At 59.2% G+C, this 24,913-nt stretch carries 17 protein-coding genes and 1 tRNA gene; 13 read left to right on the forward strand and 5 right to left on the reverse strand.

Annotation, left to right across the window (positions count from 1 at the left end):
- From IC235_RS00895 to IC235_RS00905, 3 genes are all read left to right on the forward strand, one after another.
- Positions 1–642: a C40 family peptidase gene (locus IC235_RS00895; protein ID WP_223847002.1), complete on the forward strand. Its 642-nt coding sequence runs from the start codon at positions 1–3 to the stop codon at positions 640–642.
- A gap of 145 nt (positions 643–787) precedes the next feature.
- Positions 788–4,303 (forward strand): TonB-dependent receptor, encoded by a 3,516-nt coding sequence (locus IC235_RS00900; RefSeq protein WP_191003270.1) that lies wholly within the window; start codon positions 788–790, stop codon positions 4,301–4,303.
- 186 nt (positions 4,304–4,489) lie between these two features.
- Positions 4,490–4,566, forward strand: a tRNA-Ala gene (locus IC235_RS00905).
- 71 nt (positions 4,567–4,637) lie between these two features.
- On the opposite strand, the gene cysK is transcribed toward IC235_RS00905, so the two are convergent.
- Both cysK and IC235_RS00915 read right to left on the reverse strand, forming a co-directional pair.
- Positions 4,638–5,561 (reverse strand): cysteine synthase A, encoded by a 924-nt coding sequence (gene cysK / locus IC235_RS00910; RefSeq protein WP_191003271.1) that lies wholly within the window; start codon positions 5,559–5,561, stop codon positions 4,638–4,640.
- A gap of 134 nt (positions 5,562–5,695) precedes the next feature.
- Complete coding sequence (locus IC235_RS00915) at positions 5,696–6,529, reverse strand: serine O-acetyltransferase (protein WP_191003272.1); 834 nt, start codon at positions 6,527–6,529, stop codon at positions 5,696–5,698.
- 173 nt (positions 6,530–6,702) lie between these two features.
- Here IC235_RS00915 and IC235_RS00920 point away from each other — a divergent pair, with 173 nt between their 5' ends.
- On the forward strand, positions 6,703–7,044 hold the full coding sequence (locus IC235_RS00920; protein ID WP_191003273.1) for a cupin domain-containing protein: 342 nt from the start codon (positions 6,703–6,705) through the stop codon (positions 7,042–7,044).
- Positions 7,045–7,272: 228 nt separating this feature from the next.
- Here the strand turns inward: IC235_RS00920 and IC235_RS00925 are convergent, their stop codons facing one another.
- Positions 7,273–9,309, reverse strand: a complete 2,037-nt coding sequence (locus IC235_RS00925; RefSeq protein ID WP_191003274.1) for a peptidylprolyl isomerase — start codon at positions 9,307–9,309, stop codon at positions 7,273–7,275.
- A gap of 117 nt (positions 9,310–9,426) precedes the next feature.
- Positions 9,427–10,524 carry an MJ1255/VC2487 family glycosyltransferase gene (locus IC235_RS00930; protein WP_191003275.1) on the reverse strand — a complete coding sequence of 366 codons (1,098 nt, stop codon included), beginning with the start codon at positions 10,522–10,524 and terminating at the stop codon, positions 9,427–9,429.
- Positions 10,525–10,886: 362 nt separating this feature from the next.
- Here IC235_RS00930 and IC235_RS00935 point away from each other — a divergent pair, with 362 nt between their 5' ends.
- From IC235_RS00935 to cas6, 5 genes are all read left to right on the forward strand, one after another.
- Complete coding sequence (locus tag IC235_RS00935) at positions 10,887–11,816, forward strand: hypothetical protein (protein ID WP_191003276.1); 930 nt, start codon at positions 10,887–10,889, stop codon at positions 11,814–11,816.
- 209 nt (positions 11,817–12,025) lie between these two features.
- Entirely contained in the window at positions 12,026–12,502 is a 477-nt protein-coding gene (locus IC235_RS00940; RefSeq protein ID WP_191003277.1) for a nucleoside deaminase, read from the forward strand.
- A gap of 232 nt (positions 12,503–12,734) precedes the next feature.
- Positions 12,735–14,276 carry an FAD binding domain-containing protein gene (locus IC235_RS00945; RefSeq protein WP_191003278.1) on the forward strand — a complete coding sequence of 514 codons (1,542 nt, stop codon included), beginning with the start codon at positions 12,735–12,737 and terminating at the stop codon, positions 14,274–14,276.
- A 153-nt stretch (positions 14,277–14,429) separates the two neighbouring features.
- Positions 14,430–16,733, forward strand: coding sequence for a xanthine dehydrogenase molybdopterin binding subunit (locus IC235_RS00950; protein WP_191003279.1), 2,304 nt, complete (start codon positions 14,430–14,432; stop codon positions 16,731–16,733).
- A gap of 135 nt (positions 16,734–16,868) precedes the next feature.
- The gene (cas6, locus tag IC235_RS00955) at positions 16,869–17,537 is read left to right on the forward strand and encodes a CRISPR-associated endoribonuclease Cas6 (RefSeq protein WP_191003280.1); all 669 of its coding nucleotides are present in this window, start codon (positions 16,869–16,871) and stop codon (positions 17,535–17,537) included.
- A gap of 46 nt (positions 17,538–17,583) precedes the next feature.
- On the opposite strand, the gene IC235_RS21920 is transcribed toward cas6, so the two are convergent.
- Positions 17,584–17,802, reverse strand: a complete 219-nt coding sequence (locus IC235_RS21920; RefSeq protein ID WP_223847003.1) for a hypothetical protein — start codon at positions 17,800–17,802, stop codon at positions 17,584–17,586.
- 447 nt (positions 17,803–18,249) lie between these two features.
- On the opposite strand from IC235_RS21920, the gene IC235_RS00965 reads away from it, so the two are divergent.
- From IC235_RS00965 to cas3, 4 genes are read left to right on the forward strand one after another with little or no spacing between them, the layout of a single operon-like run.
- Positions 18,250–20,166, forward strand: a complete 1,917-nt coding sequence (locus tag IC235_RS00965) for a hypothetical protein (RefSeq protein WP_191003282.1) — start codon at positions 18,250–18,252, stop codon at positions 20,164–20,166.
- A 25-nt stretch (positions 20,167–20,191) separates the two neighbouring features.
- The gene (locus IC235_RS00970) at positions 20,192–21,127 is read left to right on the forward strand and encodes a type I CRISPR-associated protein Cas7 (protein WP_191003283.1); all 936 of its coding nucleotides are present in this window, start codon (positions 20,192–20,194) and stop codon (positions 21,125–21,127) included.
- Between the two features lie 12 nt (positions 21,128–21,139).
- Positions 21,140–22,009: a CRISPR-associated protein Cas5 gene (gene cas5, locus IC235_RS00975; protein WP_191003284.1), complete on the forward strand. Its 870-nt coding sequence runs from the start codon at positions 21,140–21,142 to the stop codon at positions 22,007–22,009.
- 9 nt (positions 22,010–22,018) lie between these two features.
- The gene (cas3, locus tag IC235_RS00980; protein WP_191003285.1) at positions 22,019–24,910 is read left to right on the forward strand and encodes a CRISPR-associated helicase Cas3'; all 2,892 of its coding nucleotides are present in this window, start codon (positions 22,019–22,021) and stop codon (positions 24,908–24,910) included.
- The last annotated feature ends 3 nt before the right edge of the window (positions 24,911–24,913 follow it).

The raw sequence follows: 24,913 nt of genomic DNA on the forward strand, positions 1-24,913 counted from the left end.
ATGCGGACGGTGACAACGAAGATACTACCGGTGCTGCTGTTGGCTTTGCTCCTGCTCGCCGGCTGCCACCGCAAGCTCAATTATCGCGACGGCCAGTACCGCTCAGCCCGGGAGATGGTACGCCTGAAAAAGGGCGGCCGCTCCGTCGCGGTTAGCCCCCGGAGCAAAATCAAAACCGTCAGCACCCTGCCCAGCGGCGAAAAAACCAAGGCAGTAACCGTAACCCGGCGCCCCCAGCGCACGGGCAGTGCCACAGGCACCCTGGCCTCGGTAATCGAGGCCGCGCGCTCGTACCAGGGCACGCCCTACCTCTTCGGTGGTACCACGCGCCTGGGCCTGGACTGCTCGGGCCTCCTGCAGCTGTCATTCAGCGAGGCCGGCGTCAGCATCCCGCGCTCGTCTAACGAGCAAGCCGTGTGGGGCATTCCCATAAAGGTGACCGAGCTACAGCCGGGGGATTTGATTTTTTTCGGCGCCTCCCCCGGTAGCCAGACCATCACCCACGTGGGGCTAGTAACCGTGGTGGACGACGAAGGCGTGGACTTTATCCACGCTTCAACCTCGCTGGGGGTAGTAGAAAACAGCTTGGAGTCTGATTACTACCTGAGCCGTTTTATTCGGGCGGTGCGACCTCAACTGTGAACTTAGCCTAGTACCTTTGCGGCGTGAAAAGACCGGTGTGCGGATTCCAATAAATAATAAAGTTCTCGTAATGTCGCCCTCTATACGGCGGCTTACCTTTGTGCCGCCTTTTGACAAGCTCATTGTTTCCACCAATCCCTTCTTTATGAATCATTTACGTTTACGCCACTTGTTTCTGTTGGCGCTAATGCTCTTTACGGCCCGCTTAGGCTGGAGCCAGGGTGCCACCACAGCAGCCATGAGCGGGGTTATCACTGATAGCAAAGGGGAAGGGCTCCCTGGTGCCACGGTTATTGCCATCCACACCCCTACCAATACCCAATATGTAGCTCCAACCAACGCGGATGGGCGCTTCAATATCCAGAACATGCGCGTGGGTGGCCCTTACACGGTACGGGTGACTTTCGTGGGCTACAAGGATTTAGTGCGTGAGGGGTTGAATCTGACCCTGGGCCAAAACCTACGCTTCGATCAGAAGCTGAGCGACGCTGCTACGGAGCTGGGAGAAGTAGTGGTAAGTGGCCGTCAAGACCCTGTAATGAACGCTGGCCGCACGGGTGCGGCTACTACCGTTCAGCGGGAAACCATTGAGCGACTGCCCACGCTGAACCGCTCACTGAATGATTTCACCCGTCTCACGCCGCAGGCCAACGGCCAAAGCTTCGGCGGCCGTAACTCGGGCTTCAACAACATTACCGTTGACGGGGCCATCTTCAACAACGCGTTCGGCTTACAGTCGACGGTAGGTGGCCAGGCTAATGCTCAGCCTATTTCGCTGGACGCCATCGACCAGATTCAGGTGAGCATCGCCCCATTCGACGTGCGCCAAGGCTCCTTTACGGGTGCGGGTATTAACGTGGTAACTCGCTCGGGCTCTAACAAAGTATCGGCCTCTATCTACGACTTCTACCGCAATCAGAAACTAGTGGGCAGTAAAGTAGCCGACGTAAAGTCGGACTACCCAAAATTCAACCTGAACAATATTGGCTTTCGCGTAGGCGGCCCAATCATCAAAGACAAACTGTTCTTCTTCATCAACGGCGAATCGGAGCGCCGCAACGACCCGCCTACCAACAACTTCACCGCCAACCGCAACGAGGGGGTCACTCCCCCTGCTGGTGGCACTGTATCAAGTGCTTCGGGTACGGAACTCGATTTCCTCAGCAACTTCCTGCAACAGCAGTACGGCTATAATCCCGGCCCGTATGAAAATTACAATCTGAAGTCTAACAGCGACAAGGCCACGGTTAAGATTGACTGGAACATCAACAACAACCACCGCTTCAATATCAAGTACAACTACCTGAAGTCGTACGCTGACATTGCCCCGAGTACTTCCGGCGCCATCAACAACCAGCGCTCGCAGTCTCAGTTCGGTCTGCCTTTCTTTTCCTCTTACTACCGCATTAACAATAACTTGAACTCGATTATTGCCGAGCTCAACAGCACTCTTAATAATGGGAAGTACTCGAACAACCTGACGGCAGGCTATTCGGCATTCCGCGATTTCCGCGAAAGCAGCGGGGGCGTTTTCCCATTGGTCGATATTGGCACCTCGGTAGGACGGACCCCACTCGGGACTACCGGCATTACAGCATCGAACTCGCTGACTTCGTTTGGCTTCGAGCCCTTCTCGGCTTTCAACATTCTTAACTCAGATGTCTATCAGATAGGCGACAACTTTACGGCCTACCTCGGTAAGCATAACGTAACGGTGGGTACTTACAACGAGTACTATAAGTTCAAGAACGGCTTCTCGCCGAACTACTACGGCAACTACTCCTTCAACTCGCTCGAAGACTTTTACGCCTCGGCTGGCTTCAACTATACCCGCCCTAGCGCAAGCAACAATTTTACACCTTCGGTATCAACTTTGACCGGCGTTCGCCCCGGGCCCCAACGGTATAATCTTTCTTACTCGGCCTTACCCGGCGGCTTCCCCTTCGCCGAAATCTCCGCCGCCCAGTTGGGCCTGTATGTGCAGGATGAATGGTCGCCCTTCAGCAACTTGAGGGTAACCTATGGTATTCGGGCTGACCTCCCGTACCTGACTTCGGACCTGCAGCAAAATACCAACGTCGCGGCGCTCACTGGTTTCCGGGAGAACGTGCAAATCAACACGGGTAACACGCCCAAGAAAAGCGTGCTGTTCTCGCCCCGGGTTGGCTTCAACTGGGACGTGAACGACGACCGTAAAACTCAGCTCCGCGGCGGTACCGGCATCTTCACTGGCCGGGTTCCTTTCGTCTGGTTGTCGAACCAGGCCAGCAACAACGGTGTGCAATTTGGCTCCTATACTCTAACTGGATTCAGCGCGAACAATCCAGCCACCAATACTCCGGCGTATTTCAATCCTAACGTGGATGCCTACCGTCCGGAGAATGCAGGCCCCAACACCGCCTACAACATAGCCGTTACCGCCAGCGACTTCAAATTCCCGCAGGTATGGCGCACGAACGTAGCGGTTGACCAAGAACTACCCGGCGGTATTATTGCTACGCTGGAAGCCTTCTTCACGAGGGACATCAATGCTGTTTACCACCAGAACGTGAACCTGCCGGGCAGCGAAGCTACCCCCTACAACCGGGCCGCTGGTCCCGATAATCGCGCTATTTTCTATACCGTAAACAGCCCGGTAGTGATAACCAACGGCCTTGCGGCCACGACCCGGGTTAACCAGATTTATGGTCAAATTCCGGCTGCGCAGGGTGGAAACACCGCCGCCCGCCCCAACATCAGCGACGCTATCCTGATGAGGAACACTAACAAAGGTTATTCCTACGCAGTAACTGCGCAATTGCAAAAAACTTTTGCTAGTGGTATATACGCCAGCGTAGCGTACACCTACTCGGATGCGCGCTCGGTAAACGATGGCGGCTCGATTGCCCAATCCATCTGGCGTGACCGGGCAGTTTCGGGCGACCCGAATGCCAATGTACTGAGCTACTCTAACTTCCTGCAACAGCATCGCGTTATCGCTTCGGCCTCTTACCGCCGCGAGTACTTGAACCACTTGGGCACTACGCTTTCGCTATTCTTCGAAGCAGCTCCGGCTGTAGTGAACAACACTAGCCGCTTCTCCTACGTGTATTCAGGCGACATGAACGGCGATGGTCAGACTTCGAACGACCTGATGTACATCCCCCGCAACCAGAGCGAAATCAACCTGCAGCCCATTACGCTCACTGCAGCGCAAGGTGGGGGCGTTTATTCGGCAGCAGAACAGTGGAACGATCTAGACAACTACATCAGCCAGGACAGCTACCTCAGCAAGCACCGCGGTGAGTATGCTGAGCGTAACGGGGCCGTGCGCCCCTGGCAGAATCGTCTTGATCTGCGCCTGTTGCAGGATGTCTTTACCAATCTTGGCGAAAACCGTAACACGCTGCAGTTAAGCCTTGATATCTTCAACATCGGCAACCTAATCAACAGCAACTGGGGTACGATCCAGACGCCAAATCGTGTCAATCCTCTAACATTTAACGGTTATAATGCGCAGGGACAGCCTGTGTTCGAATACCGTTACTTGGTTAACCCAGTAAGAAATGCCGATAACACCGTTACTCCCGGCACAAAACTCACCGATACTTTCCGCAATGATACGGGTGCTATTGGTTCTCGCTGGCAGGGACAGATAGGCATCCGCTACCTCTTCAACTAAGCTTTTTGGCTTAGGGTAGTTCATCAAGAGGGCAGGAAGCAATTCCTGCCCTCTTTTTTGTAACTGATTGCTTGACCCTTGCGCCATTCAGCAAGAAAAAACTACGTCTTGGGCTTGCCAAACCACCATTAAGCCGTACTTTTGTCAAACCAAAGCGCAATTGGCACGGCGGTAACATCCTAAACTGGGGGATTAGCTCAGCTGGCTAGAGCGCTTGCATGGCATGCAAGAGGTCATCGGTTCGACTCCGATATTCTCCACCAGAGTTATGAACACAAACGAAAAGCCCGACCAAGCAATTGGCCGGGCTTTTTATTTGGGGCTAGGGGCCGGGTTATACAAACAGGCCCTCTACCGACAGATAGCGCTCGCCGGTATCGTAGCAGAAGGTCAGGATGCGCCCCCCCTGGGGCACTTCGGGTAGCTTTTTGGCAACGGCGGCCAGCGAGGCGCCCGACGAGACGCCCACGAACAGGCCTTCCTCGCGGGCCGCGCGGCGGGTCATCTCATAGGCCTCCTGCTGCGATACCTGGATGGTGCCGTCGAGGATGTTGGTATGCAGGTTTTCGGGGATGAAGCCGGCGCCAATACCCTGGATGGGGTGCGGCCCCGGGGCGCCACCGCTGATGACCGGCGAAGCCTCGGGCTCGACCGCGAAGGTCTTCATGCGGGGGAAAAGCGGCTTGAGCACTTCCGTAACGGCCGTGATGTGGCCGCCGGTGCCCACGCCCGTAATGTGGTAATCGAAACCCTCCGGGGCATCGCGCAGAATTTCCTGGGCCGTGGTTTCGGCGTGAATGCGCGGGTTGGCGGGGTTGGAAAACTGCATGGGCATCCAGGCGCCGGGCGTGTTGGCCACGATTTCTCCCGCTTTTTCGATGGCTCCTTTCATGCCCTTCTCGCGGGGGGTGAGCTCGAGCTGGGCTCCGTAGGCCGCCATGAGGCGGCGGCGCTCGATGCTCATGCTCTCGGGCATGACGAGGACCAGCCGATACCCTTTGACGGCAGCCACCAAGGCCAGCCCGACGCCGGTGTTGCCGGAGGTGGGCTCCACGATGAGGCTATCTTTGGTGATGGTGCCATCCTGTTCGGCCTGCTCAATCATGCTGAGCGCGATCCGGTCTTTGATGGACCCGCCGGGGTTGGCACGCTCCAGCTTTACCCACACCTCCACATCGGGGCGGGTGGCAGCGAAGAGTCGATTGAGGCGCACCAGGGGCGTGTTGCCAATGGTATCAAGGATGCTGTTGGCTTTCATCTTTACAATAAGGAATGAGAAGTAATGAGGCGAAATGAATGCGTAAGCTGGCCGGAAGGCTGGGAGCGAGCAGCGCAAGGCGGCTGAGCCCAGGCGATTAACTCAATCAGCCGCTCCTTTATTTGCTGAACAAATCAAATAGAAAAAACCAACTCGGCGGCCGGGTCTACACTGCGGGAGATTTGAATGTGGGCGCGGTGGTAAACCCGGGAGTGCGACGGTACGCTTTCGGTCAGCCATACGTTGCCGCCGATGATGCTGTGGGCCCCGACCACCGTGCTGCCCCCCAGGATGGTAGCGCCCGCGTAAATCACAACGTGGTCTTCAATGGTCGGGTGGCGCTTGGTACCCTGTAAGCCTTTGGTCACACTGAGCGCGCCCAGCGTGACGCCCTGATAAATTTGCACATCGGCGCCGATGATGGCGGTTTCGCCAATGACCAGGCCGGTGCCGTGGTCGATGCAAAAGGAGGAGCCAATTTGGGCGCCCGGATGAATGTCGATTCCAGTGCGCTGATGGGCATATTCGCTTAGCAGACGCGGCAGGCGCGGCAGCCCCCGCTGGTGCAGGGCGTGCGCAATCCGGTACAGGGCCGTGGCGTAGAACCCGGGATAGGAACTCACGATTTCGCCCAGGCCCTGGGCGGCGGGGTCGCTGGCCAGAATGGCACTGGCGTCGCGCAACAGAGCCGCCCGCAGGGCGGGCAACTGGGCCGTAAACTCATCGGCGAGCGCGGTGGCCGACGCCGGTAAGGCCGGCACCAGCGCCAGCAGCTCGACCAGCTCGGCCCGAAAGTGATAGAGGTCGGCCGCTACGGCGTCAGCCGTGGACAGAGGCCGCTCGGCCCGCTGCGGAAACAGGAGAGCCAGCAGCCCATCAGCCAAAGCGCAGAAGGCCGCGCCCGGCAAGGCATCGGGCACGGAGGCGTGGACCAGGGCCAGCTCGGCAGCAAAAGAGTCAGGTAGCACAATAACAGAAAAAAGGAAGGTACAAAACCGGGGGCTTAACCGGCCAGCGGGGCGAAGGTTCTAATCAAGTCGGGCAACGGTTGGCGGGGTTCCGTCGTTTAGCCCAAGCGTTGGCTTCGTTAAGCAAAACCGACGCAAAAGATACCCTTTCCTTCTTCCCCAACCAACATACCATGTCGGATACCACCATCATCAAAGTCGATTCGCACCACTCGCCCAAGGGAGCTGATGGCGAAAAATACTTGGCCTCGGGCAAGCACGTGGCCATGCGCATGTGGGAAAACGAGCAGCCCGGCGAACCCAAAGCGCCCGCCACCCGACCCTACGAAACCGTGGGATTCGTGCTCAGTGGGCGGGCCGAACTGCATCTGGCTGGTCAGGTCGTTATTCTGGAGCCCGGCAACTCGTGGGTAGTACCCCAGGGGGCGGAGCATACTTATAAGATTCTGGAGAGCTTCTCGGCCGTGGAGGCAACCTCGCCACCGTCGCAGGTGCACGGACGCGAGGGGAAGTAACCTAGCCCGGCCGGGGGTGAGGTGCCCCGGCGCTGGTTACACTCATAAACTGCTGTAAAAGATTTTCCGAACTGCTTCGACTTCGCGGACGCCAGATGAGCAGGACGTGCTGCTTATTTTCCGGATAGGCGCTAAGTACGTGTTCGCGCCCTCTTCCCTACTTTAATTGAGCTAGGGCCGCTGGTCACGAGCCATTAGGCATCTCCTGCCGGCTACTTTGAACGGCACTCATTTAATAGCTTTCTGCACGAGGTCCACGCTCAGAATCTGGTCGCCGATGTCGAGTTTGTGGACCACGTCGAGGCCACCTACTACTTGGGCGAAAATGGTATAGCGTCCGTCCAAATGCGGGGTAGCCGTGTGGGTGATGAAGAATTGACAGCTCTCGGTGTCCTTACCGGCCGAGGCCAGGCCCACGCTGCCTTCCTGGTAGCGGAGGTCGCCGAACTCGGAGCGCAGGTTGTAGGGAGCACTGCCGTTGCCGTCGCCCCGCGGGTCGCCACCCTGGGCCACAAAATTGGGCACCACGCGGTGGAAATAGAGGTTATCATAGAATTTCTGCTCCGTGAGCGCCACGAAGCTGGCCACGCTGCCGGGCGCTTCGTTCGGCTTGAGCTCCAGCAGGATGGTGCCTCGGGAGGTCCGCATCCGCACTTGCTGGTGGAGCGGAACGCGTTGCACGACAGCCCAATCGATGGGGTGCTGCCGGGCCGTAGCAATGGGCAAGGGCGTGGGCTGGGGCGCTTTCTCCAATTTATCGAGGGCTTGCTGCAAGCTCTGCCAGGCTTCGATTTCGCGGGGCAACTGCAGCTTACTCTGCGCCTGGCGCAGGGCCGCTAGGTCGGCAGGCTGGGTTTCGGGGTAGAGCCTGGCATCGGCGAGGGCCTCGGCTGCTGTGCCGAGCTGCGCCACGTCGCCAGTGGCCAAGGCCTGGCGCATGGCCGCCGCGAAATCGGTGTGGCGGACGGCGGGAAAATCGGCGTGGCGCCGGATGGCCAATAACGCGGCCAGCGCGTAGCCAGCTACCACGGGCGACTGGCCCGGCGCGAAAGCTTCGGTCCGCACAAAATCGAATGATGCCGGGTCTTCGCCCAAGGCTTGCAGCAAAAAGCCTTTTTCATATACCGTCGGGGCCCCAGCGTAACGCTGCCGAATGGTTTCGGTGAGGCTGGGGCGGGTGGCCGCATTGGCGTGGCGCACGACAGCCTGCAGCAAAGTAGCCCGCACTCGGGGCGAGGCCCGTTGGTTGCCATCCGCCAGGGTTCCCAGCGCGGCCCCGGATTCGCCCTTGGCGTGGGCCAGCAGCCACTCAGCCGCGGTGAGAGCCACCGGCGCCTGGTCGTGACTTAGGGCACTCAATACGGCTAAGCGGCTAGCGGAGTACGTTTCAGCACCGAAAGGCAGGGCCCGCAGCGCACTCAGACGCACCCGGTAATCGGGGTCCTGAGTAGCCAGCCGAGCCAGCACGGCGGCCAGACCAGCGGGGCTCTGGGCGGCCAGCGCGACGGCGGCGGAGTTGGCAGGGGTCGGGGCGGCGGCAATTTTGCCGAGGGCCGTGGCCGCGGCAGCTCGTACGGGGGCCGACTGGTCTTTCTGGGCTACCCGCAGCAGCGTGGCTGTCGCCAACCGGGCCAGGTCGGCATCGTAGCCGCGGGTCCGCGCCAGGCCCGCGACGGCCGCTAGACGAGCGTGAACCGGCAGTTTGGGCGAATCCAGCACCAGCACCGTGCGGCGAATGCTTTCGGGGGAGCTGAGGCCACGCAGAGCAGCCCGGCTCAGGCCCCAGGCCAGGGCCCCGATGCGGGCCGTGTCGCTCGGGGTTTCTGCCCGCCACAGCTCGGGCAGGCTGCGACGGGTGACAGTACGGCCCAAAGCCTCGTGCACGTAGCGGCAAACCATCCCGTTGGGTTCCTTCAAAACCCGCTCCCGGAGGCTATCCACGGCCGTACTGTCGCCAATCTGGCCGAGCGCGTAGGCCGCGGCCCGGCGCACGCCCGGGTCACCGTCCCGCAACAGCCGAATCAGGCCGGGCCCGGCGGCGGGCGCCTGTACCGAGGCCAAAGCCAAGGCTGCTTCGCGGCGATACGCGGGGTTGGCATTGGTAAGAAAAGGCAGCAGCGCCGTCGGATTGCGCTCGTCCTGCGCCGTTCCGATTTGCCGGATGACGGCATCATGGTACTTATTAACCAAATCAGAGCTGGGGCGGGGGGTGCGCGCGCAGGCGGGCAGCAACAGCAATAGCCCGTAATGGAGGAAGCGAGTCATCGATGAGGCATAAGGCGGCAAAACATCTCTTTCCAAGCCTGGTGCGGGGGTTCGAGCCGCTAAATTGTTCCCGCTTCCAGTCGACCCTTGGCTGTTGGAGCCTAGTGCTTGGTGCCGCTAAACTGTTCCCGCTTCCAGCCGAGAGGAAGTCGGTTCATTACTTGTCAATTCCTTCAGGGCCGCATCGAGCTTGGCAAACAGCACCTCGTTGCCCTGCTGCTGATAGCCCGCCAGCCCGGCCTCGAAGCCGGCTAATCCGTCCAGAAAGGCCCGCAGGTTGTCGGTGGTAATGGCCGCGAAGTGTCGCCCGTAGCCCATTTTCTCCACTTGAGCAGCATTTAGCCACTGTTCGAACTGCGCCGGGATGGGCACGGCGCAAATGGGTTTTCGCAGGAACACTGCTTCCGAAATCAACGAGAAACCGCCGTTGGTAACCACGGCCCGGCAGCTAGCCAAGTCGGCAATGAAACCGGCTTCGGAGAAAGCGCGCAGCTGCACGTTGCCATGCGCTTCCTCTTTGTTGAAGCCATACACGCGGAATTCCTGATCGGGCAACTGTTGCAACAGCGGCACGAGGTTCTGCTGGGTGGTGGCCGATTGGTAGACCAGGATGTGCCGGCCCGGGGTAGGCGTCGCCGCCAGAATTTCGGGCCGAATAATGGGCGGCACCAGCGTAGTGCGGGGCCGGCTGAGGGGCAGGTCGAAAAAAGTGGTAACGAAATAGTGCCGGCTCCGCGGCAGCTTGGCCCGCACGATACCCTTGGCTACCTCATAATTACCGCGTTCGGCTTGGGGCACCGCCACGTTTAATTTGGCCCGGCTGATAATCTGCATATTATCAATGCTGATAACTGGCAGGCGCCGCACTTTAGCAAACAGGTAGCTGAACGACTCGAAGTCGGAAATAATTAAGTCCGGCCGAAAATCAGCGAATAGCTCGCGGTATTTAGCGAAGTTGATTCGCAGGTCTTCCGGCGCGGTGCGCAGGGTGAGCGCGGTGGTGCGGGCCTTGCTCACGGCCAGGCCCCGGTAGGCTAAGTGGAAGCCCCGGATTTCGTGCACCCGGCCGGGAAAGGCAGCCGTCAGCACCTGATAGGCGCGGCTGCTGCTCACCACCTGCACCTGGTGCCCGTGGGCTAGTAGATGGCCTATCACCACTTTGCTGCGCGTGGCGTGGCCCAGGCCCTCGCCGGGTACGCCGTAGAGAATGTTCATTAGTTGCTGATTACCGCTAATTGAGCCGGGAGCCCACCATTTTTGGTGAGCTAGCTGTTAAACCGGCTGGCAAGTAACTGAAATTTCGCCAGGGTGAGCCGTTTGAGCCGCAGGGCGAAGAGTAGTAATCGGTTGGCCGTGACGTCGGACCACCTCAACGGAATAGGTTTAAGCCGGAGTGTGAAGCCCAGCCATGGGCATCAGGCCCTTGGTATAGCCGTCGGCCCCGTCGTTTGAGCAGGAGTGCGAAGCCCGGCCTGCTTGCCGTTGCGACGGGCAGGCCGTCCGCTCACTGCTTGCCGGCGCCGGCGGTTTCGGCCCGATTTTCGTTTTCCGGTCCTTACGGCTAACCTTTGTTTTTTATGAAGATTCCTTTCTCCCTACGCTCTTCCCGGCGCCTGGCCAGCATTTTCGCCGCTACTGCGCTGCTGGCCACTTCCTGTACTGCTCCCCGCGCCATTGTGGCTACCGGCAAGGTTACCCCGCAAGGGGAGTTTCGGCTAGGCTACAACCAGGGCTTCAACTTCGCCACGGCTCCCTTAAACAAGGCGGGCAGCGCCCTGAAAGAGGCCGCCAGCAAGGCGGCCAGTAAGGATACCGTTCGCTACAACGGCGCGGTGAACAGCCTGCAGGCCGCCGCCCTGGCTTACATCCTCGACCCCATCCAGCCCACCGCCGACCTGAGTATTCGCTATGGCCTCGCGCCGCGCCTCGATGCGGGCTACAAATATGCTTTCGGCTCGCACGTAATCGATGCGCAGTACCAGTTGCTGGGCCCCACCGGCTCGCCCGAGAGCCCCGGTGCCGGGGCCGTGAGCGGCACCACCTACGCTAGCATCGGCCTGCAGTTTGCCACTCAACGGGCCAAGCTGCCCAGCCTGCCGTTTCTGTCGGACATTAACTCAGTACTGAATTTTCGGGCTTCCCGCAACGACCTGCTAGTACCGCTCATCTTCAGCCAATCTTTCGGCCCGGAGGAAGAAATTGGCGCCATCAGCTACGGCGTAGTATACGCCCACAGCTGGCTGAAATATAGCTTCGCGCCGGATAACGTGTACGTCAGCCCGACCCAGAAAGTATCGGCCCTGTCCGACCAAAGCCGCGACTTTTCGTCGTTTGGCGGCTTCCTCAACCTCAAGCTGGGCTACCGGTATTTCTACGTGATTCCGGCCGTCTCCATCTTCTACCAGAACTACGGCGAATATGCCCTGCTGAACGGGGCCAGCACCTCCATCAAAGGCATCACCCTGGTGCCTTCGCTGGGCTTCCAGCTGCGGATTCCGACGAAGTGAACAATTAGAGCAGTTTTCGCAAAGGAATTAAAAATTAAAAATGAAGAATTAAAAATTGACCAGCCGATTTTTAATTCTTCATTTTTAATTTTTAATTCCTAAAAAGGGGTAGATAACCGGCTAAAGCAAGCCTTCGTGACGTTCTTTGCTACCCGTTTTTAAAACCGGGGCTGCATTTATCCGCTCCTTCACCTAATTTATCCATTGCCATGGAAGCTCCCAACCCCGAATTCATGCGCGAAGCCATCCGCTTGTCCGTTGAGAAAATGCAGGCTGGGCACGGCGGGCCGTTTGGGGCCGTGGTGGTGAAAGACGGGCACATCATCGCACGCGGCTTCAACCAGGTTACCAGCACGCTCGACCCCACTTGCCATGCAGAGGTCGACGCCATCCGCAAGGCCTGCGCCGCCCTCGGCAGCTTCCAGCTCGAGGGCTGCGACCTGTACACCAGCTGCGAGCCCTGCCCCATGTGTTTGGGCGCCATTTACTGGGCCCGGCCGGCGCGGGTGTTTTACGGCAACACCAAGGCCGATGCCGCCGCCATCGGCTTCGACGACCAGTTTATTTACGAAGAGCTGGACCGTCCGCTCGACGCCCGCCAGCTGCCCATGACGCAGTTGCTGCGCGACGAAGCCCTGGCCGGCTTCCGGGCGTGGGAGCAGCGGGAGGAGCGGACCCTTTATTAGGGGGCCTCACCCCCCGGCCCCCTCTCCGGGGAGAGGGGAAGCCTGGTGGGCAAAAGCTGGTTCCCGCCATCCACGATTACCCGCACAACTGCAAGAGCGGAGAGCCAGATGATAAAAAGGCGCTATCGCAATTGTGGAACCGTTGTAAGTTGATTTTGGAATAGTGCCTTAGGTGCAGCAGGGCGGGCTGGTATTTAGCGGAAGGCCCTATATTGAGGAAAGATATACCCCCATGATAGCCTTCTACCTCAACGACCAGCTGATTCGCACCTCGGAGCCGGCGGCCAGCGCCCTGCTCGATTTCGTGCGCTACCACGAGCACCTCACCGGCACTAAAATCGGCTGCCGCGAGGGCGACTGCGGGGCCTGCACCGTGCTGGTGGGCGAACTGGCAGCCGATGGCCAAACGGTGAGCTACCAGAGCATGACCAGCTGTCTCACACCACTAGGCAACGCCCACGGTAAGCACGTAGTAACGGTTGAGGGAATCAATGCGGCCCAGGGCCAGCTTACGCCCGTGCAGCGCGCCATAGTGGACGAGGGCGGCTCGCAGTGCGGTTTTTGCACGGTGGGATTCGTGATGTCGCTCACCGGGCACAGCCTGAGTGAGCGGCCCGCTACCCGGCAAAGCACTATTGCCGCCATCGATGGCAACATCTGCCGTTGCACCGGCTACAAATCTTTGGAACGGGCCGCCGCTACCCTGGCCGCCCAACTCGCCAGCCGGCCCACTCAGAACGCCTTGGCCTGGCTTAGCGAGCAGCGGTATGTTCCGGAATATTTCGGGGCAATGGCCGCCCGGCTGGCGGCGCTACGGGCTGAGCCCACCGCTCCGGCAACGGGGGGCGCGCCCGCGGTAGCGGAGTTCGGGGCTCTCGCCCACGGGGCGGCCCCGGTTTCTACCGCTCCCGGCGGCCACTCCCAACGCCAGAATGGTACCTCTCCTTACTCGTCCAATCAGGCCTTCGCGCCCGCGCTGCTCGGCGGCGGCACCGACTTGCTGGTGCAGCGGCTCGCCGAGCTGCGCGAGCAGCCCGTGCGCCTGGTGTTCGACCAGAGCGGCTGGCGCGGCATCCGCCAGGCCAGCGCTGGGCGGGTGGTACTGGGGGCGGCCACCACGGCCAGCCACCTGCTCGAATCGGAGCTGATGCGCGCGCTGCTGCCCCAGTTGCCGCAGTACCTAAAACTGGTGTCGAGCACGCCGATTCGCAATATGGGGACCGTGGCCGGCAACTTTATCAACGGCTCGCCCATCGGGGACCTGACCATCCTGTTTCTGGCGCTGGGGGCCTCCATCACCTTGGCTGACCCTGCCGGCACCATCCGGGAGTTAGCGTTACCGGACTTGTACCTGGGCTACAAAAAACTGGCGAAGACGCCCGAGGAGCAGGTAACCGAAATCAGCTTCCCCACTCCCCTACCCGATGACTTTTTCAACTTTGAAAAGGTCTCCAAGCGCACGCACCTCGACATTGCCAGCGTGAATTCCGCCGCCTGGCTGCGCGTGGCCGGAGGCCAAATTCAGGCCGCCCGGATTTCCGCCGGGGGCGTGGGCCCGGTGCCGCTGTACCTGGCCCGTACCAGCGAGTTCCTGGTGAGCCGCGAATTAACCCCGGCGACGGTGATAGCAGCTAATGAGGTGATGCAGGCCGAAATCAGCCCGATCTCGGACGTGCGCGGCACGGCCGACTACAAGCGGCTACTGCTGCGCCAACTACTGTGGGCGCACTTCCTGCGGTTTGCGCCCACGTTGGCAGTGGATGAATTAATTTGATGCAATCACGTCGCGTCACGAAAGCCTCTTCGCCCCAACGATTGCGGCAGGAGCATTTCCGGTGCTCCCTCTCCTGCGGCTTCGCGCATAAAGCGAACCGGGGGTCAGGGGGTGAGGTTCACGCGAGCCCGACGCCTAATAAAGACCCAACCTATGAACCACCTCGACCCCCAGCGCCACGTGCGCGGCGAATCGCAGTACCTCGACGACGTGCCGACCCAGCGGGGCACCCTGTACGCGGCCGTGTTCGAGAGCCCGCTGGCCCACGGCAAGCTGCGGCACCTGGATTTGAGCGCCGCCCTGGCCGCGCCCGGGGTCGTGCGCATCCTCACGGCCGACGACATTCCGGGGCACAACCAAATCGGGGGCATCGTGCCCGATGAGCCCTTGCTGGCCCAGGGCCACGTGCATTTCCGGGGCCAGCCGGTGGCGCTGCTGCTGGCCCGCACCGAGCAGCAGGCCCACGCCGCCCTCAAGCTCATCCGGGCTGAGATCGAACCATTGCCCATCATCACCGACCCGCGGGTGGCCGCCGCGCAGGGCGAGCTGATTGTGCCGCCGCGCACCTTCCAGATCGGGGATTCGGCGGCGGCCTGGGCGACCTGCGCCCACGTGTTCGAGGGCGTGGCCGAGTCGGGTGGGCAGGAGCATCTGTACATTGAAACTCAGGGCGCCTACGCCTTCCCCACCGAGATGGGCGGCGTGCGCATCATCTCTTCCACCCAGGGCCCCACGGCCGTGCAGCGCCACACGGCCCACGTGCTCGGCCTGGGCATGCACCAGGTGGAGGTGGACGTGACGCGCCTCGGCGGGGGCTTCGGCGGCAAGGAAGACCAGGCTACGCCCTGGGGCGCCCTGGCGGCGCTGGGCGCCTTCATCACCCGGCAGCCGGTGAAGCTGGTGCTCGACCGCATGGCCGACCTGCGCATGACCGGCAAGCGCCACCCCTACTCGTCGGACTTCCGGATTGGGCTGGATGAAAGCCTTCGACTCGTGGCGTATGAAGTCACGTTCTACCAGAACGCGGGCGCGGCCGCCGACCTTTCGCCAGCCGTGCTCGAGCGCACGCTCTTCCACGCTACCAACGCCTACTTCGTGCCGAACGTGACGGCCACGGCTTACAGCTGCCGCACCAACCTGCCGCCTAACACGGCCTTCCGGGGCTTTGGCGGGCCGCAGGGCATGTTCGTAATAGAGTCGGCCATTGCCAAAGCCGCCGAGGAGCTGGGCGTGGCTGCCTGCGAGATTCAGCGCCGAAACCTGCTGCGCGAGAACGACCGGTTTCCCTACCGCCAGCCGGCCGAGCTGTGCCACGCCGAGCAGGCCTGGGACACGGCGGCCCAGCGGTACGACCTGGCCGGGCGGCGGGCCGAAGTGGCGCAGTTCAACCAAACAAACAAGCTGCTCAAAAAAGGCTTCGCCGCCATGCCCATCTGCTTCGGCATCAGCTTCACCAAAACGCCCATGAACCAGGCCCGGGCGTTGGTGCACATCTACTCCGACGGCTCGGTGGGCATCAGCACGGGCGCGGTGGAGATGGGCCAGGGCGTGAACACCAAAATCGCCCAGGTGGCGGCCCGCACCCTGGGCATTTCCCTGGGCCGGGTGAAGGTGGAAAGCACCAACACCACCCGGGTGGCCAACACCTCCCCGAGCGCCGCCAGCGCCACAGCCGACCTTAACGGCAAAGCCACCGAGCTGGCTTGCGCGGCCCTGCGCGAGCGCCTACTACGCCACGCCAGCACCGAGTACACCCTACACTACGAGGGCCTGGAAATCCGCGACGAGCAGGTGCTGGCAGCCGGGGTGCCCGCCGCCACCGATTGGGAGAAGCTGGTGTCCTCAGCCTTCTGGAAGCGGGTGGCCCTCACCGAAAACGCCCACTACGCCACGCCCGACCTGCATTTCGACCCGAACACCAACCAGGGGTACCCCTTCGCCTACCACGTTTACGGCACGGCCTTTACCACCGTCACCGTCGACTGCCTGCGCGGCACCTACACCGTGGATGCCCTGCGCATTGCCCACGACTTCGGCCAGAGCTTCAACCCGATCATCGACCGCGGCCAGATTGAAGGCGGTGTCGTGCAGGGCATCGGCTGGATGACCATGGAAGAGCTGGCGTACAACGACGAGGGCCGCCTGCTCAGCAACTCGCTCAACAGCTACAAAATTCCGGACATCTACGCCGCGCCGGCCGTGCTCGACGTGCACTTTCTCGACACGCCCGGCCACCCCAGGGCCATCCTGCGCTCCAAGGCCGTGGGCGAGCCGCCGCTCATGTACGGCATTGGCACCTACTTCGCCCTGCGCGATGCGGTGCGCGCCTTTCAGCCCCGTACCGCCCTCCCCTTTTCGGCCCCGATGACACCGGAAAAGGTGCTGATGAGCTTGTACCCGGACTTTTCCGAAGCCCCGGCTTACAATTTAAAGCAGGGCTTTCCTACTGCTCAATAATTAATAAATTCGCAGCCAGCCGCTTACTAAATTATTTAGGCTTCACTGAAAATAATAGTACCGATATTCAAGATTATTTGATTACTTAACGCCGGAATCAGTCCTGCGTTCCAGCAAGCTCTCTACCCGGCCCCCATGCGTTTACAGCTCTACCTGGAAGCCCCCGAGCGGGTGCCTTTCGACTACCTGCCGACCCTGGTCGGCGCCTTCAACCGCTGGGCCGGGCACGATGCCCGCCGCCACGATGGCCTTTCGCTCTACTCGCTGGCCTGGCTGCGCGGGGCGCGAGCCGGGCGCGGGGGCCTCTACTTCCGGGAAGGAGCCAGCTGGTTTATCTCGGCCCCGGATACGGAGCTTATTCACCAGCTCGTAGGTGGCGTGGTGCGCGAGCCCGAAATCGGCCTGGGCCTGCGCGTGCGCGACGTGCGCATGCAGAACGCCCCCGCGTTTGCCGCCGGCGAGCAGCCCTTCCGCGTGGCCAGCCCCGTTTTCGTCAAGCACGAAGTCGACCGGGATAAGCCCGCTGACCACCTCCTCCCCGGCCACGAGCTGGCCGACGAGCTGCTCACCGCCACGCTGCGCCACAAGCTGCGCCAGGCCGGCCGCGACGAGGCCGGGGCCACCGTGCGCTTCGACCCTGCTTTTATCGCCACCGCTAAGTCCAAGCTCTTCCGCTATAAGCAGGTGCAGTGCCGGGGCAGCATCTGCCCGGTGCTGGTGAGCGGCACGAGTGAGCAGATTCAGTTCGCCTGGGAAGTGGGGGTTGGCCACTCCACGGGGATAGGCTGCGGGGCGCTAATGTAGCGCGGGCAGTGAAAAAGCAGCCGGGTGGGGCTGCTTTCTGATTGACTTATTCTTTGGTTCTACGCTCTTTATCAGCCTCTACCATGCGCTTCATTGCTTCTTCCCGGCTGATGGGTGGACCTGCATTTTCGAGAAGCTCGCGCCATACCTCGTCGGAATCGCGCTCCTCAAATGGGTTGCGGAAGCTGACCGGCGCACCAGTAACGGGCAATTTCGGATTCTGTGGCGATTCGGACATCGAGGGCGAAGAATTGACTTTCGACATATGTCAAAGCTACAAAAAACGGACGCATTTCTGCATCAAAACCAATGAAGGAAAATACTTCTGGATAACCGGGAAAGCTTCGAGAGGGCAACCAGACCGTGCGGGAATTGTGCTGCACCTGTGGTACACTTTTCATTCCAATACCTAGCTCCTGCATTTTGGACTGCACCAGACTCAAATTGATATAATTCGATGGATCAAAACTTTCCATAATAAATAATGGCTATCGCTGACAAGAATTTGTTGGCAAAAGCCCGTGAATGCTTAGGCATTCACGGGCTACGAAAGGTTGGTCCGACCAAGTTTTTGTGCATCCCTATTTCAATTCCATTCTCTCGTGGGGCAAAGATTACACATAGAATTTAATATTGGACAGCAAATCAAATTTTTTCATCCTACTTGTGCTTCTCTTGACATTTATTCATCAAGTACTTCTACCTTAGCCATATGATTCAGGAACTCGTCATTTACACCGAAAAGGTATTGGCGGCCTTTAAGGAACATGGCCTACGACCTAAAGACGGACTACACGTACTGGTCAGCTTCGGCGTGGATGGAACGCCTCAACTGCAGGAGGCGGCCCTGTACCGGCGCACCGACGCCAGCATATCGGAGTTCCTGCTGAGTTGCGCACGGCGTGAGCAACGGGCGTGGATGATTAACACTTGGAAGTGTCTCGACGCGCCGGAAAAAGAGATACATACAGTTTCACCTTTTTGCCTGGCATTTAAACGGGCAACATGGGTGGGTGGAGAAGAACACCGGAAGAAGGCCGACGACCCCAAAAAGCAACCGCTGGACCAGCGCATCGGCCGCTACTTCGACCGAGCCATTTTGCTGCTGGAGCCAGCCGAGGAACGGGAGAAGCAAATGAGCTTGCAATTCAAGCACTTCTGCCAGAATGATTTGCCACAAATGCTGACCGATTTGCCTGAATACAGCAAGCTGAAAGAAACCGACTACATCGTCATTTACTTGGGTGAGCCGCAAGCTACTTTGGCGGACTACGAAAAGACGAATAACCGCTACCTGCGCGACAATCTTTTTAACACAAGTGAGCGTAACACGCTGCCCGATGCCGAGGGCCGCATTTACGGCACTAGCAACTTCTTCAACGGCTACGGCGACAAAAAACCTTTCCTCATTCACCAGACGGCGCCTTTCGGCACCAACTCGGCGCGCAGCCCGGCAGCATCGGGCATCAGCAACCGCATTTCTGACGCCGATGCGCGCTGGCTCAACGATTTCCGACTGCTGGCCGACCGCAACCCGCGCGTACTGCCCAACCCGCTACCTGTGTTCGTGGATGCCGATGAGTTGAACCGGGAGGTAGTGGCCATTTTCAACGAAGACCCAACGACGCAGCCTGGCTACCGCGAAATAATGGAACGGCTGGTGCTCGGCGGCCACGACCTGAATAATTACTACTTGCTGTTTTACCAGCGCGGCGAGGTGAAGGATTTTGACTACGTGAGCCAGTTCGACATCCGGCTGCACGACCCGGTGGCGGGCACCGACTATTGGCAGGTGCTAGACTTGTTCGGTATCAACCAAGTGCTGAAACCGGCTACCGTCTTTGAACTCCAAACGCAGGTGTTGAAAATCATCTTTAGCAATGCGCTGGTCCAGGTGCAGAAAAGTGGTGCCTGGGCCTACAAATACTTCGACGATATTGATCCGAAATATTGCTCGGCTACTACGTTTCGGCTGGTGATGCAGTACCGGGAGGCCTGGTATGATTTCGTGTACAAATCGCGTCGGCAAACTATTACGGCGGCGGCCTGGCGTGATATGCTCCTGTCGGGCATTCTGGACGATGTAGTCGCAACCGACCAGTATGCGGGCTACCGGGCCAAACAAAAGCTCAACATTTATCTGAGCCTCAACCATCTGTTTGATTCTTCCAACTCCAACTTTACCGAACACGCCATGCCCACTTATTTGCCCGAGTTACGCGACTCACTATCGCGCCTACTCGCTGACGATGCTGCGGACCAGCACCTAACCACCGACGAAGATTTTGCCTTCGCTGCGGGCCAGCTTATCTACTACCTGCTGTACCAGAGCAAGACCGAAGACAAAACCAACGAGCTGCTCGAACCCTTCTTGCAAAAAACCAACGCGGCCCTTTTCAAGGAGGCCTTGGCCCAAACCATTCGGCGCTACAAGCACGCCATATCGTTTGGCAACCGACGTTTTCGCAAGCTCGCTGGCGAAGTGCTGGGTTACGAGGCCCAGAAGTCGCCTAAAGACCTAATGCCGTTTATTCTGTGCGGCTATTTCAGCCCATCGGGGATGTTTGGCAAAAAGCCCGAAGCCCTGGTTACTACTACCGAAGCAGGTACCGAAGAAACTGAAGCCTGATTTTTTCCTCTTACTTTCTAATCTTATGCCCCAAGTCTACACCCGCCGCGCCTACGGTTGCTCCGTCATCAAGAGCGTCAACTCCAACTACAACGCCGACTTCACGCACCAGCCGCGCACCTTGCCCGATGGCACGGTGTACGCCACCGACAAGGTGCTGAAGTATTCCATCAAAAACTACTTCGTACGTAACTACGCCGAGGATAATATCTTCTATTTCAAAACCTTCAACGAAGGTATGTCGCCCCGCACCCTGGACGAAACCTATAACAACTTATTTGGCCCATATCCACAGGAGAAGGGAAAGAATAAGGACAGCGTGGTGCGCTTGGCTATTCTGGGCAATTTGCTCAAGTGCCTGGATGTTCGCCTGTTTGGAGCCACGTTTGCGGGCGAAACCAACATTTCCATTCATGGACCAGTACAGATTACGCACGGCATGAACCGCTACGCCGAGGGAGCTATTTTCTCAGAGCAGATTATGTCGCCGTTCCGTAACCCTGGCGACAAAAGCATCGACTCAACCATGTCCACGCTCGGCACGCAGGTGCGCTTACGCGAGGGCCACTACGTGCACCACTTCTCGGTGAACCCGCAGAACCTGAGTGAGCACGTCGCCCGAGTGGGCGAGGGCGCCAGCGGCCTTACTATCGCCGATATAGACAAATTCAAGGAAGCTCTACGTAGCGGCGTTACGTTCTATGATTCAGCCTCGAAGGCCGGCACCGAAAACGAGTTGCTGCTGTGGGTAGAACTAAACGAGGGCTCGAAGCTGGTCTTGCCTTCGTTGGTAGAGCTGGTGAGCGTAGGCCTCGACCGCGTAGTGGACCTGACCAAGGTGCGCGACTTGCTGGCCGAGCCGCGAGTGGCTGAGCAAGTAGCTCGCATCGAGTTATACTACCACGCGGCCGGTACTGAGGTGCGCAACGCGCCGGCCGGGGCCCAGGTTCTGCCCCTTTAGGACTGCCCGTGTATGCAAACCTTGCTTTCTTTTGAAGCTTCGGTGACTGAGCCAACCTCAACTGCCGGCCTCGCTTCATCCATCTTGCTGTCATTCGACGTGCGGGCCGATTTTGGTTTTTTACGAAAGCCCGACGTGAACGAGGGCCTGAGTTTGAGCTACAACCTGCTACATCGGCCTGCTCTCTTGGGCCTACTAGGCGCAGTAGCGGGCCTGGGTGGCTACGCCGGGCGCAACCAGCGACCTGAATACTGGAAAAAACTGGGGCATTTGCGCGTGGGGGTGGCCCCACTGGCGTTTGTCGGCAACGAGGCACAGGACAAGGGTGACCGGCCCCGCCACGAGCGCGGCAGCTTTGCCAAAACAGTGCTCGAATACACCAATACGGTAGGTTACGCTAATGCCGACGGCACCTGGATACTGCGCGAAAGTACCCTCATCCGGCCCGCTTACCGCTGCTTTGTACTGCTGAATCGGGTGAATGCCGTGGAGGAAATCCTATACCAGAGACTGCGACGGCAAGAGGCGGAATTCCTGCCTTACTTGGGTAAAAACGAATTTGCCCTGAGTTGGGGCAACGTCCAGGAAATGCCCGAGCCACGGCCGTTTAAGGGCGAGCACGAGTTTCAGGTAGTGTCAGCATTTCGCAAAACCCAGCGCGTGAGCGATGCTGTGGCGCGAGCCGTGGGGCTGCGCGCCCGCCAGCATGGGCCGTCCGACCCACCGTTTCTGCACTTTGAGCGGCTGCCAGTAGGCTTTGATGAGCACTTGATGCAGTATTGCTACGCCGAGTTCGTGTTTAGCAACGCTCGGTTCCAGGCCGACGCGCCCATCGAAGATTTGTATGAATGGCTGGAAGGCCAAGTAGTGCAGCTGCACTAACTGTGGCCAATGACGACGCTGCCCTCTTTCGACGAGCTGCTGGCTGAACTGCCACCTCTAGCCACCACCCTGACCAATGCCCACGCTTACCACGGGCACAGCGCCTATAACGACACGGTAGCCCCGGAAAGTCTGGCGGAGCACATGCATCGGGTCATGGGCTACTTCGGGCGGCTGGTCCAGGCCCACGGCCTCGATGCTGTGGCTGACACACTGGTCTACGAAACCCTGACCGGCACCGTCCCAACTGCCGAGCTATCCCGAGTGGCCGGTCAGGTAAAGCGCCTGTTGGTACAGGCCGTGTGGCACCACGACTTTGGCAAAGTGAACGCAGCTTACCAAGCCCACATTCAAAACCCCGCCCGACCTGAATTTCTAGCGGTAAGACATGGCTTCGGCTCGCATCATGCCATCGTGAGCACATATTTGTTTGTGGTGCGGGAACTGGATGCCATTCTAAAGCACGAACCAGAAACCACTCAGAAAGCCTTAGCAGCAGCTTTGTTGGCGCTGGCCTATCCGATAGAACGTCACCATGCCCCTCGCCTTGGCGATGACTTGGCACAAGGTAACGCGTCGCTGCAAGGGCCTGCCCAACTGCTACAAGGGTACCTGGCACTGTTTGGTAGCACTGTTACCAACGACGACCAGCTTTTTATCCACGAGTTGATAGGTTCCGGTCATGTCGAGACCCTGGATTTACTCACAACGGCTCAACGCCCGCCTTTCGCCTTGTACGCCTTGGTGCGGCTCACGTTTTCACTGCTTACGGCCGCCGACTATTACGGAACGGCGCACTATTACAACGGCTGGGACGACGCGCAGCCCTACGACGATTTTGGGCTGATAGCAGGCGAGCTACGGGAGCGAATCATTCGCAACGCCCGTACCCTACAAGACTACAACCGGGAGGTCACGGAAAGACTAGCTGACTATTTGGCTCAAGACCCCGAGCAGGTTGACTGGCAGCTGCCCAGCGCCGACAACCTAAATAGGCTGCGTAGCCGCATGGCAGCCGAAGTAGTTAACAGTGTGCGCCAAAACGCTCACCAACGGCTGTTTTACCTGCACGCGCCTACTGGCGGCGGCAAAACCAATCTCTCCATGCTGGCAGCCGCCGAACTGCTGGCGGCAAACCCCGAGCTGACCAAAATTTACTATGTCTTCCCCTTCACTACGCTCATCACCCAAACCGCTCAGGCGCTACGCGATACCCTGGGACTGACCGCCGATGAGGTGGTGCAGATACACAGCCGCGCCGACTACGCCCGCAAAGACTACCCCAACGATCCCGAACCTGATGCCAGTTACGGCCGCGAGCACCGCACCCAACTTGACAACCAATTTGTAAACTTCCCCGTGTGCCTGTTGACACACGTGCGGTTCGTGGACGTGCTCAAAACCAGCCGTAAGGAAGCCAACTATTTGCTTCACCGGCTAGCCAACTCAGTGGTAGTACTCGACGAGCTTCAGAGCTACGACCCACGCCACTGGGACAAACTGGCTTGGCTATTCGAGGAATACGCCCGCACTTTCAACATCCGCTTCGTGCTGATGTCGGCCACACTGCCACGCCTCAGCGACTTAAAGATTGGGGGTAAAGACTACGTGCGGGTGCCATTTCAGGAGCTATTGCCCAAGGCGCGGGAGCGGTTTTTTATCAACCCTAATTTCGGCCAACGGGTACGCTTCGATTTCGGGCTTGAAAACGAACTACCTACTCCCGACCGGAAAGACGAAGCAGCCCGCACGGCTTACCTGACCGCACTGGCTGGCCATATACATACCCGGTCCGAAGCCTGGGCTGCCGAGCACGACGGCCGGGTGCGTACCGTTATCGAATTTATTTTTAAGAAGACGGCTACTGAGTTCCAGCAACTCATCACTAACAAGGACTTGCTACCTGGCTACACACTACTGGTGCTGTCGGGGACGATTCTAGAACACCGGCGCCGAGCAATTATTTATTTCCTCAAAAACCAGCCGGCCGATTGTCCAAAAGTACTGCTCATCACCACGCAGGTGGTAGAAGCCGGAGTAGACATCGACATGGATCTCGGCTTCAAAGACCGGTCGCTGCTCGACAGCGAGGAGCAACTGGCGGGCCGCATCAACCGCAACGCCACCAAGACGGGTAGCGTGCTGTACCTGTTTCGGCTCGACTCAGCTAAGCTGCTTTACGGCCATGACAAGCGCTATGGGGTGCAGGAGAGCAACGCCTTTCGCACCGAAGCGGCCGAAATTCTGACCAGTAAGGATTTTGACCGACTCTACCGTAAGGTGATGGAAGGTATTGATAGTTGGAACGCAAAAGCGGGCGGCGTCAACCTGGGCACCTACCAAGACTACTGCCGCCGCTTGAATTTTCCGGCCGTTGACACCACCCTGAAGCTAATTGACCAGGAAACGGGTACTTTATTCGTGCCCTGCCCTATGGGCTTGTATCCGGATGTATGGATTGCTGGCCAGTGGCAGCAGCCAAACCCGATTGATTTTGCATCTGTTGAGGACTGGCAGAAATTTGATGCGGGCAACCGCCTGCTCACTACTGCACAGCAGGATTTTCTGCAAGCTCACGGCATCGTGCCTGAGGGCGGTTTAATAGCCGGGCAAAAGGTGCTGGACCTTTTCAAGCAGCTTATCAAAGAACCCGGTAAAAGCCGCGACGAGAAGCAGAGAAGCCGACAGAATCTCAAGCAGCTACAAGGCATTCTGGCCCTATTTACCTGCTCCCTGTTCGCTCAGTCGAAGGATATGGTCCGAATTCAAAAAAGTATCAATGCTCAAGATGTTTATGGATTATGGGCACTCGACACTTATCACTGGGGAGAAGTGTACGACCTAGAAAGCGGTATTCGCAGCGACAAGCTGGCCGCGGATGAGTTCACCGTTTTCCTCTAATCG

It is taken from the genome of Hymenobacter montanus (assembly GCF_014699115.1).
Classification (GTDB): domain Bacteria; phylum Bacteroidota; class Bacteroidia; order Cytophagales; family Hymenobacteraceae; genus Hymenobacter; species Hymenobacter montanus.

What these genes read in the sequence shown, in the direction of transcription:
- cysK (WP_191003271.1), bottom strand. Translation starts at nt 5,561, where the DNA reads ATGAAAGCCAACAGCATCCTTGATACCATTGGCAACACGCCCCTGGTG.
- IC235_RS21920 (WP_223847003.1), bottom strand. Translation starts at nt 17,802, where the DNA reads ATGTCGAAAGTCAATTCTTCGCCCTCGATGTCCGAATCGCCACAGAAT.
- cas3 (WP_191003285.1), top strand. Translation starts at nt 22,019, where the DNA reads ATGACGACGCTGCCCTCTTTCGACGAGCTGCTGGCTGAACTGCCACCT.
- IC235_RS00965 (WP_191003282.1), top strand. Translation starts at nt 18,250, where the DNA reads ATGATTCAGGAACTCGTCATTTACACCGAAAAGGTATTGGCGGCCTTT.
- IC235_RS00895 (WP_223847002.1), top strand. Translation starts at nt 1, where the DNA reads ATGCGGACGGTGACAACGAAGATACTACCGGTGCTGCTGTTGGCTTTG.
- IC235_RS00945 (WP_191003278.1), top strand. Translation starts at nt 12,735, where the DNA reads ATGATAGCCTTCTACCTCAACGACCAGCTGATTCGCACCTCGGAGCCG.
- IC235_RS00940 (WP_191003277.1), top strand. Translation starts at nt 12,026, where the DNA reads ATGGAAGCTCCCAACCCCGAATTCATGCGCGAAGCCATCCGCTTGTCC.
- IC235_RS00930 (WP_191003275.1), bottom strand. Translation starts at nt 10,524, where the DNA reads ATGAACATTCTCTACGGCGTACCCGGCGAGGGCCTGGGCCACGCCACG.
- IC235_RS00970 (WP_191003283.1), top strand. Translation starts at nt 20,192, where the DNA reads ATGCCCCAAGTCTACACCCGCCGCGCCTACGGTTGCTCCGTCATCAAG.
- IC235_RS00920 (WP_191003273.1), top strand. Translation starts at nt 6,703, where the DNA reads ATGTCGGATACCACCATCATCAAAGTCGATTCGCACCACTCGCCCAAG.
- IC235_RS00950 (WP_191003279.1), top strand. Translation starts at nt 14,430, where the DNA reads ATGAACCACCTCGACCCCCAGCGCCACGTGCGCGGCGAATCGCAGTAC.
- IC235_RS00925 (WP_191003274.1), bottom strand. Translation starts at nt 9,309, where the DNA reads ATGACTCGCTTCCTCCATTACGGGCTATTGCTGTTGCTGCCCGCCTGC.
- cas6 (WP_191003280.1), top strand. Translation starts at nt 16,869, where the DNA reads ATGCGTTTACAGCTCTACCTGGAAGCCCCCGAGCGGGTGCCTTTCGAC.
- cas5 (WP_191003284.1), top strand. Translation starts at nt 21,140, where the DNA reads ATGCAAACCTTGCTTTCTTTTGAAGCTTCGGTGACTGAGCCAACCTCA.
- IC235_RS00935 (WP_191003276.1), top strand. Translation starts at nt 10,887, where the DNA reads ATGAAGATTCCTTTCTCCCTACGCTCTTCCCGGCGCCTGGCCAGCATT.
- IC235_RS00900 (WP_191003270.1), top strand. Translation starts at nt 788, where the DNA reads ATGAATCATTTACGTTTACGCCACTTGTTTCTGTTGGCGCTAATGCTC.